The following is a 17,440-nucleotide window of genomic DNA, read 5'->3' as shown; positions in this document are numbered from 1 at the left end:
GTTCAGGATAATTTTTGTTTATTATCTTTTTCCAGATCGATAAGCTTCCGTTTGCGCCACAATCCTCCCGCATAGCCGGTCAACGACCCGTCGGAACCCACAACCCGATGACAAGGAATGATAATTGCAATTTTATTCATCCCGTTTGCATTAGCCACAGCCCTTACCGACGATGGCTTTCCTAAAACTTCCGCCTGTCTGAGATAAGAAGAAGTAGTGCCATAGGGAATTTCAACAAGTGCTTGCCATAATTGTTTCTGAAAATCTGTGCCGGATATATCCAACGGAACTTTAAACTCTTTCAGTCTCCCTTCAAAGTAGGCGTCCAATTCTTCTTTCAGTTGTTTGAAATATTTGTTCTGTCCCTGCACAATATTAGCATTATGATACTTGGCTAATTGTTTCAGTTCGGTTTCCAATCCTTTCCGATCCGAAAACTCGAGTAAGCAGACTCCTTTATCCGTAGCACAAGCTACCATTGTACCCAAATCTGTTTCTATACGGGTGAAGTCTATGACCTGCTTTTCTTTGCTATTTTTGGGAGATACACCAAACACCTTCTTAAACGAATCGTTGAAGCCACTGAGAGACTCATAGCCCGAATCGAAAGCAATATCGGTGACAGATGTGCCGGTCTGCAATTTTTTGAATGCTGTATTTATCCTGTACATACGCTGATAGGCATGAAAAGTGATACCATGATTCTTGAGAAACCAACGACGGATTTTACTTGGCTCTATATCCAGCTTCAACAGATCATAATCTTTGAGCTTCAAAGATGGGTCTTCGTCCAAAAACCTTAATACACGGTCTACATATTCGGGGGTACTCCCTGCTTTCTCCATCGGATGACAAACCTTACAGGCTCTGTAACCTTTTAGTATGGCGTCTTTTGCAGAAGCGAAGAACTCTACATTCTCCCTTTTTGGCTTGCGGGCTGTGCATGTAGGACGACAAAATATACCCGTCGTCTTTATTCCCGCAAAGAATGTTCCTTCGAATGAAGGGTCTTTAGCGACCAATGCCTGATAAAATATATCGTCTTTTTTCATATTCTATTTTTATAGCAAAGCTAATAATAGATATATTTCTTTACAACCGATAAATTTACATGTATTTTTAATTAAAACCTTACCGATTCAAACACTTTGAAATTGTTTCGATATCGAAGTTAGTCTTCAAAAAAAATCGGTTGCAATGATGCCATCACAACCGATTCTCTGATATAATTATTGATTAGTGACCAAAACCAAAATGTCCGTGCATACCGTGCATACCATGCATGCGACACTCGAAAGCTTTTTTCTTTTCGTCAACAAAGGCTTGTTTTTCCTCGCTCGACATACTCATCCACTTTTCACAACGGGAGTCTATTGCCTCAACAGAGAAATGGTCTTCGTGATTATCAAGACCTTCCATACGCTTGTTCATAAGCTCCAACTTTTCACTATCTGTCATTTTAGACCATGATTCTTTAAATTCTTTTCTTGCATCTTTATCGAAAGGGTTTCCACCAAAGAATCCCATTCCAAAACCTCTTGTTCTCATAATTTATTCAGTTTTACATTTTACAATCTATTTATTAAGAGCGCTCTATTTATGTAGACTACTGAGGCTTAAAAATATTTTAAGAAATTACTCCTTTTAAACAAAATTCACATTACGCATTTATTTAATGCTTATAGAACATTCTTTTTTTTAAGTATAAATGGGCGTACAACCAAACAACTATTAATACAATAATCGCTGCCGGTGCATACAAAATAAAACAGAAATAATATACTGTGCCTTCATAAAAGGGATAAGGATAAGTTCTAAAAGACAGCACTTAATTACACTTGATTTAAACAAATGAATATAAACATTTTACACCTAAACCATTTGTCATAACATCTAATTTCAAGAATGACGATAATAAATTAGTTAACAACTTGTAAACTTCCTATCAAACTGATAAAAAGTCAAGCCTACAATATTAGTTCTGAGTAAAAACTGGTAACTTTGCGAGAGCAATGACTATACATTGTAGAATCTTTTTTAACAGATAGTTACTAATATATATATGGAAGTAAAAATATTTGAATTTAACCCCATCAGTGAGAATACATATATTGCATATGATGAAACAAAAGAGTGCGTTATCATTGATCCGGGTTGTTTTTTTCAAGATGAGAAAGAGCTTTTGCTGAACTTCATCTTAGACAATGAGTTAGTTGTAAAACATCTACTAAATACACACTTACACTTCGATCACGTATTCGGAAATAATTTTATTTACGAACAATTCAAACTGGAAACAATGGCCAACAAGGGTGATGAGTTCTTACTCGAACAACTCCCTACCCAATTACAAATGTTTGGCTTCACAAATGAAGACACGAGAATACCCAAGGTGGGAAAATATCTGAACGAAAATGATGTTGTAACCTTTGGCAATCAAAGGCTGATAGTAATGCAAATACCGGGACACTCGCCGGGCAGCATTGTTTTCTACAATCAGGAAGCCGGTTGTGTTTTTGTAGGCGATGTATTGTTCAGAGGTAGTGTAGGACGTACCGACCTGGCGGGAGGCAACCACAAACAACTGATAGACGGCATAAAAGAGAAATTGATGAAACTACCACCCGACACAGTGGTATATTCGGGTCACGGGCCGTTGACCACAATCAGAGAAGAAGCTAGAAACAATTTTTATTTACAATAAAACGATACTTAGAATCCATGGAGACCCAAAAATTTCAACACCGCCACATCGGCATCAATGCAGAAGATGAAAAAAAAATGTTGTCTAAAATCGGCGTCAATTCGCTGGATGAACTGATAGATCAAACCATCCCTGCAAATATAAGATTACAGAACGGTCTTAATCTGCCGGAAGCATTAAGCGAACACGAATATGCTGAGGAAATGGCTCTGATGGCGTCGAAGAATCGTATTTGCGCATCGTACATCGGCATGGGATGGTACGATACCGTATGCCCTGCCCCTATCTTCCGCAACGTATTCGAAAACCCGGTATGGTACACTTCATATACTCCATATCAGGCGGAGATTTCGCAGGGAAGACTGGAAGCGTTGATGAACTTCCAGACCACCGTAAGCGATCTTACCGGATTGCCTCTTTCTAACTGTTCGCTACTTGACGAAGCCACAGCCGGAGCAGAGTCTGCCACAATGATGTTTAATCTCCGTACACGCGACCAGATAAAGAATAATGTAAATAAACTTTTTGTTGATAAAAATATATTCCCGCAAACCTTGGCTGTAATCAGCACACGCATGGAACCACAGGGCATTGAAGTTGTAGTTGGCGATTATAATACCGTCGATCTTTCAGACGGATTTTTTGGCGCAATTATCCAATACCCTAACTCGAACGGGAATATTGTAGATTACAAAGCATTTGCCGAAAAGGCACACAGCCTCGACTGTAAGGTATCTGTAGCTACAGACCTGATGGCACTTACGCTGCTTGTTCCTCCCGGAGAATGGGGTGCAGATATCGCATTCGGCAGCAGCCAGCGTTTTGGTGTTCCTATGTTTTACGGAGGTCCTTCGGCAGGATTCTTTGCAACGAGGGAGGAGTTTAAGCGCAATGTACCGGGACGTATCATCGGCGTATCGAAAGATGCCTATGGCAAACCGGCCTATCGCATGGCACTGCAAACTCGTGAACAACATATCAAACGCGAAAAAGCAACATCAAATATCTGTACAGCACAAGCACTGTTGGCCACAATGGCAGGATTCTATGCTGTATATCATGGACCAAAAGGCTTAAGGAACATAGCTACTCAGATACATTCGGCTACAGCACTTATTGCAGACGAGCTGAAAGAACTGGGATATACAATACTGAACGAACAATATTTCGACACACTCAAAATAGGCTTACCGAGCGGAGTATCTCAATATACAGTTCGTGAGTTTGCCGAAATGCGTGACATCAACCTGCGCTATTATGAAGCGGGAGAAGTAGGTATCAGCATAGACGAAACAATAACAGAGTACAAGGCTCACGAATTGCTCGCCGTATTCTCTATGGCAGCAGGACGTATGGAAGTGTTTATGATAGACGATCTTCCTCAAAAAATAACAATAAATGATCAGTTCCTTCGTAAGAGCGAATTCCTTCAACACGAGGTTTTCAACTCTTATCATACCGAAACAGAATTGATGCGTTACATCAAACGCCTCGATAGGAAAGATATTTCTTTGGCTCATTCGATGATCTCTTTGGGGTCATGCACGATGAAGCTGAATGCAGCGTCAGAACTTCTTCCACTTTCGTTGGGAGGATTTCAAAATATTCACCCTCTAGCACCTAAGTCACAAACTCAGGGATACAACGAATTGATAGAAGAACTCGGCGAATATCTGAAAGAAATCACAGGTTTTGCAGGCGTAAGCTTCCAGCCTAATTCGGGTGCAGCAGGAGAGTATGCAGGATTAATGACAATCCGCAAATATCTGGAAAGTATCGGACAAGGGCATCGCAATATTATCCTTATCCCGGCATCGGCACATGGTACAAACCCGGCATCGGCAATTCAGGCAGGATACGAAACCGTAACGATAGAGTGCGATAGCCACGGAAATATAGCAGTAGAAGACCTGCAAGCAAAGGCAGATCAGCATAAAGATCATCTGGCGGGTTGTATGATCACATATCCCTCTACTCATGGTATCTTCGAAAAAGAGATCAGAGAGATGTGCAAAATTGTACACGAGAAAGGCGGACAGGTTTATATGGACGGAGCGAATATGAATGCACAGGTAGGACTTACCAATCCGGGCTTTATCGGAGCCGACGTTTGTCACCTGAACCTGCATAAAACATTTGCCATTCCTCACGGTGGAGGCGGCCCGGGCGAAGGCCCTATCTGCGTTGCAGAACACCTTATACCCTTCCTTCCTCATCATCCCGAAGTGGATGGCAGCACCGTTAATACGGTAGCATCGGCACCATACGGAAGCGCAGGAGTATTACCTATTACTTACGGCTATATCCGCATGATGGGTGGAGAAGGTTTGACGCATGCCACAAAAATTGCTATATTGAATGCCAATTATCTGGCAGAATGCCTAAAAGATACGTATGGAATAGTTTACAGAGGTACAACAGGCAGAGTAGGTCACGAGCTTATACTTGAATGTCGTAAGTTGAAGGAAACATCAGGTATCACAGAATCGGATATCGCAAAACGATTGATGGATTATGGTTACCACGCTCCTACTCTTTCGTTCCCTGTACATGGCACATTGATGATAGAACCTACCGAAAGTGAAAGCTTATCGGAGCTAAACCGTTTTGTGGATACCATGAACCAGATATGGGAAGAAATCAAGGAGGTAGAAAACGGAACATACTCGAAAGAAGACAATGTTCTTGTGAATGCACCTCACCCCGAATATGAAGTATGTGCCGACGAATGGAAACATGCTTATCCACGCTCTAAGGCTGCTTATCCGCTCGAATTTGTAAAACAAAACAAATTCTGGATCAACGTGGCACGCGTAGATAATGCGTATGGTGATAGAAATCTGGTGACATGTCTTTGCGACATGGGATAAAAGATATTTGAGATACTTTTTGTAGCCGCTGAATAGGCAAAGATGATATATATTTATCAGCGACGAAGAGTCTGTATAAATTTTAACAGACTCTAAAAAGTATTATTATTTTAAACTTTATAAATAAACATCTGTTTTATAACAGAGTACTAAACTTAGAACTATGAATGCTAAAATTTTTATAATCTCTTTTATATTGATGCTTAGTGCCGGTTTTACACTAAATGCACAAGATAAGAAAGGTTTGAAGAGTGACAAAGAAACAGTAGTTTTCACGGTGTCGATGACTTGCGAAAACTGCCAGAAGCGTATCGAAAAGAATATTGCTTTTGAAAAAGGTGTAACCGATATGAAGGTAAACCTTGATGATAAAACGGTGACTATCGAATTTAAGAATAGCCAAACCACTGTTGATAAACTGAAGGCAGCTATCGAGAAGCTGGGATATGAAGTAGCAGTAAAGACGGATAAGAAAATAGAAGCGAAAAAATGAAAAAGTTATTAATAGCCATTGCAGTAGTGGGACTAATGTACAGTTGCGGAGGCAGCTCCCAAAAACCACAGGAAGAGCCCAAAGCTGACAGCACGCTGATAGCTGATACGCACAATGCAAGAACCTCGTTAGACTATATGGGCTCATACACAGGTAAGCTCCCTACAGCCAGCGGAGAAGGCATGAATGTAACCATCGAGCTGGGTGACAGCACCTTCGTTAAGAAGACTCAATATGTTGGGAAGAAAGAAACTTTTGAGGAAAAAGGCAAATATAGCTGGAACAATGAAGGCAATACTGTAATCTTGGAAGGAATAAAAGACGCTCCGAGCAAATATTTTGTTGGTGAAAATACCTTGACCCAATTGGATATGGAGGGTAAAAAAATAACAGGAGACATTGCAGAGCTTTATATACTGAAAAAACAGTAATGTAAATATCTCAATAAAAAAAGCCTCTTGGAAATTTTCAAGAGGCTTTTTTCGTTATGATAAATCCTATTTTCCTGTTGTTACAAATGAATCAGCACATGACCAATGAATATTAATATAATATCTCATTTTTCCGCCAAAAGGTGCATCTTTATCAACCTCTACCTCCACGACAAGCGGTGTTGGCTTTTGAAGGTTCTCACAAAAAGAATTAAGATCAACCCACAAGGGCTTCGATTTAAGCAATTTAATATTTAAATCCTTGTCATTAGTTATCCTCACTTCATGCATAAATGGAATATCCACATTTAATATTTTGTATGGAGACCGAAATGTATAGTCAACTAAATATCGAGAATTTTCAGGACAATTAAAGCCTGTATCCATAATTCCCAAACAATCATAAGATCCATTACATTGAGCAGACAATGACATATTTCCTAATGAAAAAAACAAGAAGGAAATGGTCAAGAACAAAAAACATTTATACTTTTTCATGATACAAAATTTATAGGTTAAACACAATGTTAAATATAGTAAAAACATATATCAAAATCTAATTACTTCACAAGTTATTTCTGAAAAAATACCCTCTAAAAAAATAACCCTAAGCTCAGAGCCTAGGGTCATTCTATTAAAATTAGTGTTTGAACAACTTACTTAGGGCCATCTCCAAAGTTTGGAGCGCCTTTATCTTGCCATACACGTTCGCTGTTTAGTAACGATGTAGAGATACTTGTTCCTGTAGTAAATCCTTGAGCTTCGTAAGCAGCTTTTGATTTGTTGTACATGAGGTCTGTAACAGACGGTGTAGCAATTTCGAAGCGTCGTGGTATTTCTGTAGCTTTCGGCTCTGAGAAATCTACCCATTTGAACAATGAGCTATTTCTTGCAGGTATACCCGAACGACGCACGACACTAAACTGATCTGAAGGGAAGAATGTAAGGTGAAGAATTTCCTGTATATAAACTTTTTCAAGTTTTTCTGCAGTTGTTCCTTCCAGCTTAACTCCAGCATTAGCCATCATCGCATCAATTTCGCCACTTTGTAGATCAATTACCTTTTCATTAGGGTCATAACCATAAGTTGTACCATAATATGGAATCTTATTCAATGAGGCCAAACGGTTATATTCTTCTACCGAAGCTCTAACACCCTTATTGTAATATACTTCAGCCGATTGAGGTAAATTAGCACCCAGCAAAGCAAACTCAGCTAGGTAAAGGTTTACTTCTGCAGTTGACATATACATTCCGTACCAAGGATTATCGTTCGTATCTGTTGGAGGTGTATCTCCAGGAGCTACCGGAATAGTATAATCCACTCGTCCTCTTACCATTTCTTCATTATACTGAGCAACAGCATTATATGTATATTGAGTACCGCTCGCAGAAGTTAATGTATATGGAGTTGTTTTGAAATAACCATCATAAGCACTATTCTGATTTGCATCTAATACTACCGGCAATCCATAGTAACGTACCCATGGTTCACCCAGACCTTTCCATTTAGAGAATTTCTTCTTACCATCCACTGTAGTATATTCTACATTGGCTGCTATAAAATTAGGAAGGTCTTTGCCCTGATCGAAGAATGCCTGTACAACTTTAGAATTGTAACCGTTTTTCTTATAGAAGAAACGAACACGAGGGTCTTGGTTAGAAAGCATAAAGTCTAAAACAGTTGCAGAAGGACATAAAGAACTTCCAAATACTCCATTACCAAAGTGGTATACAAAATCTTTATCATTGTCAGAAATAGCAGTTGTACCCTTGTTTAGAATAAAGTTATCACCTGATCCATCAAGTACACCCACCGGGCTTTTAGCTACAGAAGCAGCAATTTCGAGTGCTTTTGCTTTGTTTTGAGACAATAAGCGAACAGCTATTTTCAAACGTAGAGAGTTTGCCAATTTAGCCCATTTTGCAGCATCACCACTATAAATAAGGTCTTGTTGGCTAAACAATTTGTTTCTATTATTTGTAATATCCTGATCGGCAAATGTCGCCATATTTTCCTCCAACTGAGTCAACCAAAGATTATATAGGTCTTCTACCTTATCATAATCAGGAGTAAGGATAATAGGGTCTGAATAACGAGCCTTCACAGCATCTTTATAAGGCATATCTCCGTACATATCGGTATCGAATATACCCATATAGATAGTAAGAACATTCAAAGCAGCCACATGTTGTTTATAAGTAGCAGCTTCTGTTTCTGATTTTTTAGAAAGAATATATTCTACATCGCGAAGATATTTCATCACTCTATATGCCATCTGACCTTGATCTCCAGTAGCTGTAGTTAGATGATAGTTAGAAGAAAACCCTCCGGAAGCAGCTCCCAATTGAGCCCATTTAACCATCATAGGAGCATTATAGAACCATAAAAGATACCCCGAAGGTTCAAATTTACGTATTCCTTCTGTCAACAAAAAGTTAACATCACCTTGAGCCACCGTTTGAGGGTCTGTATTGATTGTAGCAAAATCATCTCTACACCCTGATGTAACAAAGGATAAGGCGGCTATAGCTGAAATAAATATAATAGATTTAAATTTCATATCTGTACTTTTTAAAAATTAGAATGTGGCTGATATATTCAACATATAACTTGCTGTAAATCCAGCGAAAGAACGATAACGGAATTCAGCAGCTGATGTACCACGAAGCCCTTCAGGATTCTCATGATTAGGCATACTGTTCAATAAGTAACCTAAGTTTCTTCCTGTAATTCCAACTGACAAAGCTCTTGCTCCTAATTTATTCGCAAAAGTTGTAGGACATGCATAATTGAATGATATCTCGCGAAGTGCTATATAATTAAGCTTCTTGAACCAATCGTCGTTAACCACACCTTGTCCCCAGCTGTTTCTGAAATAAGTCCACGCTGAAGCATGTACCGGCTCTACTAGTCCTCTATCATATAGGTCTTGGAATGTTTCTCCTCCTGCAGCTACAGTATATGTACCTCCATTCGGTTGATTGATTACAGTTCCTGCAGGGAAAATACCTTGAGGGATATATCCGTCAGTGTAAGTCATTCCATCAAATTTCGATTGCCAAGATACACCACCATGGCTAGCATCAGAATAAGCTAGAGATGATTCTGTAAATCCGTATGCAGTACCATAACGAGAGTTATAAGAAGCCACATAACCACCAAAACGCATATCTAAACCTACTCTCAAAGACATTTTCTTGTAACGCAATGTTGTAGAAACTGAACCTAAAAAGTCCGGATTAACAGAACCTATTATTTCTTCTTTTCCACTACGTTGTGCATAAGCCATACGTCTACCGTTAGACCAAGTTAAAACTTCTAAGCCTGTAGCCTCATCAATTTTAGGTTTAGAGTCTGTCATCAACAAACCATATTCAGCACCCACTTTTGCAACTGAACCAACACGGTAGTTACCATAGTTAGTATTTCCTTTAAGGCTAATATAGTCTGCCACATTCTCGTGAAGAGATACTATTTTATTACGGTTACGTGTATAAGTGAAGTCTACTTCCCATTGCCAGTCTTTGCTTTCGATAGGAACAGTGTGAAGAGCTAACTCGATACCTGAGTTTTGAATATTACCGGCATTTACTATTTGTCGAGAGATACCTGATACCTCAGGCACTGCAATTGTCATGATCTGGTTTTTAGTATTCTCTTTATAGTATGTCGCATCAACACCTATTCTATTGTTGAAAAAACGCCAATCGAGACCTACTTCCCATGCATTCTTACGTTCCGGCTTCAAGTTTTTAGAGATAAGAATATCAACACCGTCCTGATTTTCTATCTGTAAAGAGCTTATATATCTGTCGCCCATTACTGTAGTTCTCAAGAAATAAGCATTATTCAAACTATAAGGATCGGTATCATTACCTACTTGTGCCCATGATGCACGAACTTTTGCAAACGAAACCCATTCAGGTAAGGTCAACAATTCTGAAAGAATAGCTGAGCCGTTTACTGACGGATAGAAGTAAGAGAAGTTACCTGTTCCATCAGAGTAAACCAATGAAGAAGACCAGTCGTTACGTCCTGTTACATCTAAATATAATTTGTTCTTCCAGCTCACTCCAACTTGCCCGGCTACAGAGAACATTCTCTTTGTGCCCAATGTATAAGCTTCAGTTTTAGCTGCTTTTACAGAGTTTTTGATAAAATAAAGATCCGGAACAACTAAACCTCCATCTGTACTGGTTGTCATATAGCTCTGCCAGTTGTCATAGTACTCACCACGCAAAAATCCGGTAAAATTGAAATCTGCATTTAGAGGCTTATCCCATAGTACGCTAGCATTCAGGTTTGTTTGTCTTTTCTTTGTGCTAGTCATAGCATAGTAACCGTTACCGCCGTCATAAGTTCTAGCATATCCTGAGTTAGGATTTTTTGTTTCACGGTTTGTATAATAGTAATTATAATTACCTTCAGTTTTGAACTTCAACCAATCCAAGATGTCAACAGTTAATGCTAAGCTTGGACGGATCGATACCTCTTCCTGTGTCGTATTATTCTCATAAATACTCCACCATAAGTCGCGTCCCGGTACATTTCCATATTTATCATCGTAAGAAGAGTTAGCCAAACCGCCATGTGTTCCTTTATATTTGTTACGATAATAAGAAGGATCATATTCACGTGTAAATGTTCCGCTAGCAAAGTATTCACCCACGTTTGGCTGAACATTTTTAGGATTTGATTTTCCAAAGTTTACAGAAGCATCAAGCATTACTTTGTCAGAAATCTTATGAGATGCTTTTGTCAATAAAGTTAACCTGTTAAACTCATTGTTAGGCAATGTTCCTGTTTGATGTCTGTAGGCTAGAGATGTATAAAATGTTGTCTTATCATTACCACCCTGCACTGTAAGGTTAGAGTTGGTAGTGAAACCTAAATTATACATATCTTTATAGTTATTCTTTATCGCTCTGTAAGTAGTTTCCTCATTGTCATATCCAAGGATAGCGCTTCCGTCAAATCGAGGTCCATATCCCATACCCCAGTCATTGAACATAGCCTTTCCATCTCCATTGTATTTAAATTGATGTTGGTTATCCCATCCGTAGTAACCACCACTTGAGTTGGTTTTACCATAGTCTACATAACCGGATAAAGCTCCTACACCATACACATTTTGAAGATCCGGTTGTTTATACACATGATCTATACCAAAAGATTGGTTGAATGTAACACCAAATCCTTTTGTAGCTTTTCCACTTTTTGTTGTAATAACGATAGCACCAAACAAACCTCTAGATCCATAAAGAGCAGTAGCAGCAGCTCCTTTCAAAACAGATACTGTCTCGAAATCACTTGGATTTAGATTCTTTAGTTCATTACCCCAGTCGTTAGCGCCTGAACTCCAGTCTGCGTCACCTGCGTCTGCATTTGAGTTACTCAAAATAACGTTATCCACAACATAAATAGGTCTGTTAACACCATTTAATGTTGGAATACCACGAAGTTGGATTTTAGATGATCCAAACATACCACCGTCGGATCCTGAAATTTCAAGTCCGGCAACCTTACCTTGAAGAGCATCGATCGGATTATTTGAGTTATTCGCTAAATCATCCCCTTTCAACTCAGTCATCGCATACCCTAAAGCTTTTGTAGATCTTTTCATCCCAAGAGCTGTCACAACAACTTCATCCAGCTGCTGGCTGCTTTCTTCCAAAGTTACATTTATAACTTTTTGAGAACCTACCGGTACCTCTTTCGAAGTATAACCAATAAATGAAAATACCAAAACAGAGTTAGTCCCTGCTGATATTTTATAGCTCCCTTCTGTGTCCGTCAAAGTACCTGTAGTAGTACCTTTCACGGCTACACTAGCACCAATAATAGGCTCATTGTTAGCATCTTTTACGACACCCGTAACTGTCTGAGCTTGAACAATGGTAAAAGAACAAAATAAAATACTGCACAAAAGCAATATTTTGAATATGCCCTTACCAACTTTCCTTTCCTTTAGGTAATCATTCATAATAAAAAAAATTAAAGTTCCTCACTAATAATAAAGAAGTAATAAAATTGATTGCTCAAAAGCTCTGAGTAAGCTTCTTAATAAGCAATACAAAAAGGTTATCCGATTTTATTTAACGAAAACAATTTCACCCACATGCTGTTTTCATATTTAATAAAACTACTAGTCACAATATCTTTTTAAGAATAAAGCTATACTACATTTGGTATAACTCTCTAAATTCACTCTATAACTTTCCTAAACCACCTCTCCAATGCTTATTCCTGCATAAAAAACAATACAACAGCTAATTATCAAAAATAAAGCATCTTAACATTTTGAGACAATTATTTAAGATCAACTTACAAACACAAAAATAGAAGTTAAATTTCATTAAAACTGACAAGATTTCGACAAGTTGATAGCACTATATCGACTTCGTATATAGTATAAAAATTAAACAAATTTATCTAAATAAAGTTCAAACAACAAATATACACAAGATTACTAACGCATAATATATAAAGTAAGTGAACAAGCTAAAACAAAGACAATATCGACATAAGACAGGATTGTCTATTCGACGCAATATTAAGAATATATAGAAAATAGTGTAAGATAATTTAACGATAAACTCTTCACAAAGAAAATAATAACAGATCTTTAAAACGATCAAAATGCATATTTTAAGCCCATAAAATTTTCACATTAACACAAAAAGCCTAACTTTGCAAATCATTTAACACGCAAATAGGCAAATTAATAAAAATGAGCTACTTAATTAAACCCAAACACTATCGTGCCCTCTTAGATTTACAGCAAACAGAGATGGGCATCAAGCAAATTAAAGATTTCTTCCAACAAAATCTATCTTCCGAATTACGCTTAAGAAGGGTTACAGCTCCTTTGTTCGTTCTCAAAGGGATGGGCATCAACGATGACCTCAACGGCGTAGAAAGAGCTGTAAATTTCCCGATAAAAGACATGGGTGACGAGCGTGCCGAAATAGTTCATTCATTAGCCAAATGGAAACGATTGACCCTAGCCGACTACAATATAAATGAAGGCTTTGGCATATATACAGACATGAACGCCATCAGGGCAGACGAAGAGCTGGGTAACTTGCATTCACTATATGTAGATCAGTGGGATTGGGAAATGGTTATGTCTCCCGAAAACCGAAACTTAGAATTCTTGAAACAAATTGTAAACAGAATATATGCAGCATTGGTAAGAACAGAGTATTTAGTATACGAGATATTCCCTACTATCACTCCTATTTTGCCTTGCAACATAAAATTCATACATGCAGAAGAGTTATTGCAAATGTATCCGAACCTCCCTGTAAAAGAGAGAGAAAACAAAATAGCTAAAGAATACGGAGCCGTATTCATCATTGGTATTGGTGGAGCACTAAGCAACGGCAAACCACACGATGGACGAGCCCCCGACTATGACGACTGGACTACCAAATCCGAAAACGGATACAAAGGACTGAACGGAGATCTTATCGTATGGAATCCTGTTTTGGAACAAGGCATGGAGCTGTCATCGATGGGAATCCGTGTAAATAGAGAAGTACTATTGGAGCAACTTCAGATATCAGGTCAGGAATCGAGAAAAGAACTTTATTTCCACAAGCGTTTGCTAAACGGAGAGCTCCCACAATCGATAGGCGGAGGAATAGGACAATCGCGACTATGTATGTTCTACCTCAGAAAAGGGCATATCGGAGAGATACAAGCCGGACTATGGCCTAAAGAAATGTGCTCTGAAGCACTAAAGCTGGGCATGCCATTAATATAGTTCTGCACAGGCATGTTTTTTAAATAAATATTTTTACTTAACTTTATAATCTGGAGGATGTTTTTTATAACGAAGAACATCCTTCGATATGTTTATAACTTACATTCAGATTATGGAGAAAAAAGTAACGATTTTTTGTACAAACACAAATACATATCAGGACTTTCCTGCAGGAAGCAATCTTATAAAAATACTGGAAGGCTTTGACGTCAAGTCAGAATCTACCATCGTAAACGCAAAAGTCAATAATAAAACCGAGCCTCTAGACTATTGCGTGTATCACAACAAAACGGTAACCTTCGTAGATCTAACAAGTCCATCGGGCATGCGGGCTTATGTACGCTCGCTTTGCTTTCTGTTGGCAAAAGCTGTTTCCGAAACTTTCCCCGAAGCTCAGCTTTATATCGAGCATCCCATATCGCTGGGTTACTTTTGCAAGATCAGCGACCGGGGTACAATCGACGAAAATGCAATAGTGGCCATAAAGACAAAAATGCAACAATATATCGAAGCCGATATGCGCTTCGAAGCCGTTGAGGAAGAAACCGATAAGGTAGTAAAAATGTTCCGAAACAGAGGGTTTGAAGACAAAGCCTTGCTTCTCGAAAGTTCGGGAGAATTGTACTCCAAATATTATAGGCTCAACGGATCGGTCGACTATTTTTACGGATGCCTCGTACCTTCTACAAAATATATTCACCTCTTCGGGCTCGAACTCTACAATGATGGCTTGTTGTTACGTGTACCAAACCGAAGCAACCCGATTGAACTTGAACCTGTCATTTCGCAAGATAAAATGTACAATGTTTACAAAGAGCATCTCAAGTTTCTGAATATCATTGGGCTCGACAATGTGGGCGATATGAACAAAGCGAATAAGATGGGTACAATGCCTAATATCATAAAGGTATCGGAAGCCTATCAAGAGAAGAAGATAGCAAATATTGCTACCGAAATAGCAGCACGGGCAAAAGAGGGTGTCAAGGTAGCACTTATATCCGGCCCTTCATCGTCGGGAAAAACAACATTCCGAATGCGGCTGGAAGTGCAGCTGATGGTAAATCTCTTAAAACCGGTAGGACTATCGCTCGACAATTATTTTGTAGATAGGGAATTAACCCCTTTGGACGAAGATGGAGATTATGACTTCGAATCGCTATATGCGTTAGATATAGCTAAGTTTAATGAAGACCTTCAGAAATTACTGAAAGGGGAGGAAATAGATTTACCGACATTCAACTTCACAACGGGAAAACGAGAGTATAAAGGAGACAAACTCCTGCTTGAAGAAAACTCAATCCTTGTGATCGAAGGCATTCACGGACTTAACCCCGAACTGACAAGAGATATACCTGACAACCAGAAATACAAGATATATGTATCTGCCCTCACTACCATTTCGTTAGACAACCACAACTGGATACCAACGGCAGACAACCGACTATTACGCAGGCTGATACGCGACTACAAATACCGAAGCTATTCGGCAATCGACACTATTTCGCGTTGGCAGAGCGTACGCAGAGGTGAGGATAAATGGATTTTCCCATATCAGGAAAATGCTGATGTAATGTTCAATTCGGCTATGATGTACGAACTGGCAGCACTGCGCCGTCATGCAGAACCTGTATTGATGCAAGTACCCAACAGCGCACCCGAATATGCGGAAGCCCATCGGCTACTTAAGTTCCTGAGATACTTCAACTACATCAACGACAAAGAATTACCTCCTACATCTTTATTGAGAGAGTTTCTTGGAGGAAGCAGCTTCAAGTATTAGGATATAAAATAAAGAGTCGCAAAAGGAAGGATAGTATTACTTACTTTGTCATTTTAAATGAATACATTCTCTTTTGCGACTATTTTTATGATCAATGCAATCTAAATTCCAATACCTAGTCAGCTCTCAAAGCCTCAACAGGCTGTATAGAAGCTGCCCGATTGGCGGGCCACAATATCCCCGCTACAATAATTAATATCATCACCATCAGTGCAACTACCAACGCAATCAATATACGCTCGACAGAAACAGGAACTCGCCAAACGTCTAAAACATCACCGATAAGCATATTTATATACACAATAAATGCGGGAACGATAGACAAAGACATCAGGGACAACCCCTCCAATATCATATGGAGACGTACTTTTCCCTTATCTGCTCCTACCACCATACGGATACCAATCTCACTTCGACGCTGATATGTTCGCAACCAGAATGTACCGAATACACCCAGAAACACAGTAATAAGCACAAAAACGACGACATAAACCATAGGCAGGATAGACTCCCTGATTTCTTTTCCTACAACATCCTCTCTAAACTTAGAAGAAGGTGTAACAGACGCTACATAAAGATTATTTTCTCGCAGACGGTCGCCCATCTCATTCTGAAAATTATCCTGAAAATGCTGTGCACTCCCCAACTTAACACGAATAGAAATATCAACTCTGGTTACATCATTATCTTTGCTCCAATCTTCGAGCCTTGAATTTGTTATAATCTCAAAGAAAGCTCCCTCGTATGGAAAAAACTCCTGACGCTTCATTATGCTACTAACAGCTATAACCCGGTTGGGATTCGTTCCTCGCCCCCCCTCTTCGGGAAAAAAAACATCCCTTCCTATGGCAGCATCTGCGCTCCCATAGAGCTGCTCTGCAATATCCTGTGTCAGAATAATTTGATTCTGCCCGCTTTCTTGAACCCGAATAGGCTTACCATCAGCTGTACGGATACGAAATACATCAAAGTAAGAAGGAGTGACATACCTATTGCGAATAGCTTTTGTGATAACAGAATCCACTTTCAACGAGGCCCACACACCTCCCATCGAGTAAGGCGCCGAATGAAAAGATATTGCCACAGCTTCTACATCGGGATATAATTTTATCCTATCCAGCAAGCTGAGTAATGATTCCGTTGGGGTTTGTGTAATCTGCTCGGGCGCAACATAATTAGGGGCAATAGGAGATAGTGCTTTTAGTTTCAGCACATAAGTATTATCTATATCAAAGCCTTTAGGTTCCAGATAGTTTTTAGCCCTGACATACAAAAAGTCGGACATAAGCAGCAGAAAGAGAAACACAACAATCAACTCCAATATCAGCCAACCATTATGCCGACGCTCTATCCATATTTGTTTAAAAAGATTCTTTATCATCGTTAATTG

The 17,440-nt window shown here is 39.0% G+C and carries 12 protein-coding genes; 6 read left to right on the top strand and 6 right to left on the bottom strand.

The window, feature by feature from the left end:
* Window positions 1–2 precede the first annotated feature (2 nt).
* Complete coding sequence (locus tag E4T88_RS06185; RefSeq protein ID WP_135104607.1) at window positions 3–1,052, bottom strand: bifunctional transcriptional activator/DNA repair enzyme AdaA; 1,050 nt, start codon at window positions 1,050–1,052, stop codon at window positions 3–5.
* Window positions 1,053–1,236: 184 nt separating this feature from the next.
* Window positions 1,237–1,548 carry a hypothetical protein gene (locus E4T88_RS06180; protein ID WP_135104606.1) on the bottom strand — a complete coding sequence of 104 codons (312 nt, stop codon included), beginning with the start codon at window positions 1,546–1,548 and terminating at the stop codon, window positions 1,237–1,239.
* 514 nt (window positions 1,549–2,062) lie between these two features.
* Here E4T88_RS06180 and E4T88_RS06175 point away from each other — a divergent pair.
* The 4 genes from E4T88_RS06175 (at window position 2,063) to E4T88_RS06160 (ending at window position 6,498) form a co-directional block, all read left to right on the top strand.
* Entirely contained in the window at window positions 2,063–2,704 is a 642-nt protein-coding gene (locus E4T88_RS06175; protein ID WP_135104605.1) for an MBL fold metallo-hydrolase, read from the top strand.
* A gap of 17 nt (window positions 2,705–2,721) precedes the next feature.
* Window positions 2,722–5,574 carry an aminomethyl-transferring glycine dehydrogenase gene (gene gcvP / locus E4T88_RS06170; protein WP_135104604.1) on the top strand — a complete coding sequence of 951 codons (2,853 nt, stop codon included), beginning with the start codon at window positions 2,722–2,724 and terminating at the stop codon, window positions 5,572–5,574.
* A 163-nt stretch (window positions 5,575–5,737) separates the two neighbouring features.
* Window positions 5,738–6,067 carry a heavy-metal-associated domain-containing protein gene (locus E4T88_RS06165; protein ID WP_135104603.1) on the top strand — a complete coding sequence of 110 codons (330 nt, stop codon included), beginning with the start codon at window positions 5,738–5,740 and terminating at the stop codon, window positions 6,065–6,067.
* Window positions 6,064–6,498: a copper resistance protein NlpE gene (locus E4T88_RS06160; protein ID WP_135104602.1), complete on the top strand. Its 435-nt coding sequence runs from the start codon at window positions 6,064–6,066 to the stop codon at window positions 6,496–6,498. The genes E4T88_RS06165 and E4T88_RS06160 overlap by 4 nt, the downstream gene beginning before the upstream one ends.
* A 66-nt stretch (window positions 6,499–6,564) precedes the next feature.
* Here E4T88_RS06160 and E4T88_RS06155 read toward each other — a convergent pair whose 3' ends face one another.
* The 3 genes from E4T88_RS06155 to E4T88_RS06145 form a co-directional block, all read right to left on the bottom strand.
* A complete protein-coding gene (locus tag E4T88_RS06155; protein ID WP_135104601.1) occupies window positions 6,565–6,996 on the bottom strand; it encodes a hypothetical protein in 432 nt (143 codons plus the stop codon).
* A gap of 158 nt (window positions 6,997–7,154) precedes the next feature.
* Window positions 7,155–9,062 (bottom strand): SusD/RagB family nutrient-binding outer membrane lipoprotein, encoded by a 1,908-nt coding sequence (locus E4T88_RS06150; RefSeq protein WP_135104600.1) that lies wholly within the window; start codon window positions 9,060–9,062, stop codon window positions 7,155–7,157.
* Window positions 9,063–9,080: 18 nt separating this feature from the next.
* Window positions 9,081–12,485: a SusC/RagA family TonB-linked outer membrane protein gene (locus E4T88_RS06145; RefSeq protein ID WP_135104599.1), complete on the bottom strand. Its 3,405-nt coding sequence runs from the start codon at window positions 12,483–12,485 to the stop codon at window positions 9,081–9,083.
* Between the two features lie 747 nt (window positions 12,486–13,232).
* Here E4T88_RS06145 and asnA point away from each other — a divergent pair.
* The gene (asnA, locus tag E4T88_RS06140; RefSeq protein ID WP_135104598.1) at window positions 13,233–14,270 is read left to right on the top strand and encodes an aspartate--ammonia ligase; all 1,038 of its coding nucleotides are present in this window, start codon (window positions 13,233–13,235) and stop codon (window positions 14,268–14,270) included.
* Between the two features lie 112 nt (window positions 14,271–14,382).
* Window positions 14,383–16,050 (top strand): nucleoside kinase, encoded by a 1,668-nt coding sequence (locus tag E4T88_RS06135; RefSeq protein ID WP_135104597.1) that lies wholly within the window; start codon window positions 14,383–14,385, stop codon window positions 16,048–16,050.
* Window positions 16,051–16,165: 115 nt separating this feature from the next.
* Here the strand turns inward: E4T88_RS06135 and E4T88_RS06130 are convergent, their stop codons facing one another.
* Window positions 16,166–17,431: an ABC transporter permease gene (locus E4T88_RS06130; protein ID WP_135104596.1), complete on the bottom strand. Its 1,266-nt coding sequence runs from the start codon at window positions 17,429–17,431 to the stop codon at window positions 16,166–16,168.
* Between the last annotated feature and the right edge of the window lie 9 nt (window positions 17,432–17,440).

Source organism: Dysgonomonas mossii (assembly GCF_004569505.1).
Taxonomy (GTDB): domain Bacteria; phylum Bacteroidota; class Bacteroidia; order Bacteroidales; family Dysgonomonadaceae; genus Dysgonomonas.
This window is presented reverse-complemented; position numbering and strand designations above follow the sequence as displayed.